The organism is Streptomyces sp. NPDC000410 (assembly GCF_040300305.1).
Classification (GTDB): domain Bacteria; phylum Actinomycetota; class Actinomycetes; order Streptomycetales; family Streptomycetaceae; genus Streptomyces.
This window is the reverse complement of record NZ_JBEPDM010000141.1, coordinates 1-1,330: the sequence shown is the minus strand read 5'-3', so window position 1 is coordinate 1,330 and position 1,330 is coordinate 1. Positions and strand designations below refer to the sequence as shown.

The window sequence follows — 1,330 nt, the reverse complement described above, 5'->3', positions numbered from 1 at the left end:
TGAACCGTTCCGGGTTCGATAGAGATCTCAGATGGTGGTTGTGACCTGGGGTTTCGTGGTCGTTCGGTAGTGGTTGGCTTCGTATTCGGCGGGCGGGATGTGCCCTATCTCACCGTGAAGCCGGCGGTGGACGTACCAGTCGATCCACTCGGCAGTGGCGAGTTCGACCTGGGACAGGGTCTTCCAGGGCCGCTGTGGCTTGATCAACTCGGTCTTGTAGAGGCCGATCGTCGACTCCATGAGGGCGTTGTCATAAGCGTCACCGACCGAGCCGATCGAGGCCGCGATGCCAGCGGCGTCGAGGTGCTCGGCGAGCTTGAATGACGTGTATTGACTGCCCGCATCCGAGTGATGAAGCAGGTCGCCGGGGGTGTGCGGGCGGCCCTCGCGGTCGCGCTGCCACAGGGCCATCTCCAAGGCATCCAGCACGAGTTGGGTCTCCTTGCTGGTGGAAGCGGACCAGCCGACGATACGGCGGGAGAAGGTGTCGACGACGAAAGCGACGTAGACGACGCCGGCCCAGGTGGCGACGTGGGTGAAGTCGGCGACCCAGCAGCGGTTGGGGGCGGTGGCGACGAAATCGCGCTCGACCCGGTCGGGGGCCCGCGCGGCGGACGGATCCGGGATCGTGGTGATGACCTTCTTGCCACGGACGGCGCCTGCGATACCGAGCTCACGCATGAGGCGCTCGATGGTGCAGCGGGCCGCGACGTGGCCTTGCCGGTTCAGTTCACGCCAGATCTTCCGGGCCCCGTAGACGCGGTAGTTGGTCGTGAACACCTCATGGATCAGGGGCTTGAGTTCCTCGTCGCGCAACGTGCGGGCCGAGGGCGCCTCGAGTCGTTTCTTGTGGGCGTAGTAGGTGGAGGGGGCGATCTTGCAGTCGTGCTCGGTGAGCGTCCTGCAGATCGGCTCGACACCGCCGAAGCGGTCCCGGTGCTCGTCGACGAACGCTACGAGCGTGTGTGTGGCCGGTCGAGCTCGGCCGCGAAGAAAGACGCCGCGGCCTTCAGGATCTCGTTCGCCCGCTTCAGTTCGGCGATCTCCTTCTTCAACACCTTGATCTGCGCGGACTCCTCCGTACTTGTCCCTGGGCGGGTCCCGCTGTCGACCTGGTCCTGACGGACCCACTTGCGGAGTGTCTCGGTCGAGCCGATGCCGAGTTTCTCGGCGACCGCCTTGATCGCGGCCGACTCGGTCGGGTAGTCGCTACGGACTTCGGCGACCATACGGACCGCTCGTTTGCGCAGCTCAGGGGGATAGGAGGAAGGGCGTGCCATGACTCGATCCTTTCACGGAATCAAGTCTCCACCGAACCCGGAACGGTTCA

Annotated in this window: 1 protein-coding gene; it reads right to left on the bottom strand. The window is 64.8% G+C overall.

What is annotated here, in order from left to right:
* Positions 1-27: 27 nt before the first annotated feature.
* A protein-coding gene (locus ABT342_RS38125; RefSeq protein ID WP_351584223.1) for an IS3 family transposase occupies positions 28-1,280 on the bottom strand; the annotation gives its coding sequence in 2 pieces (ribosomal slippage) (positions 28-998 and positions 998-1,280; 1,254 coding nt in all).
* Positions 1,281-1,330: the final 50 nt, after the last annotated feature.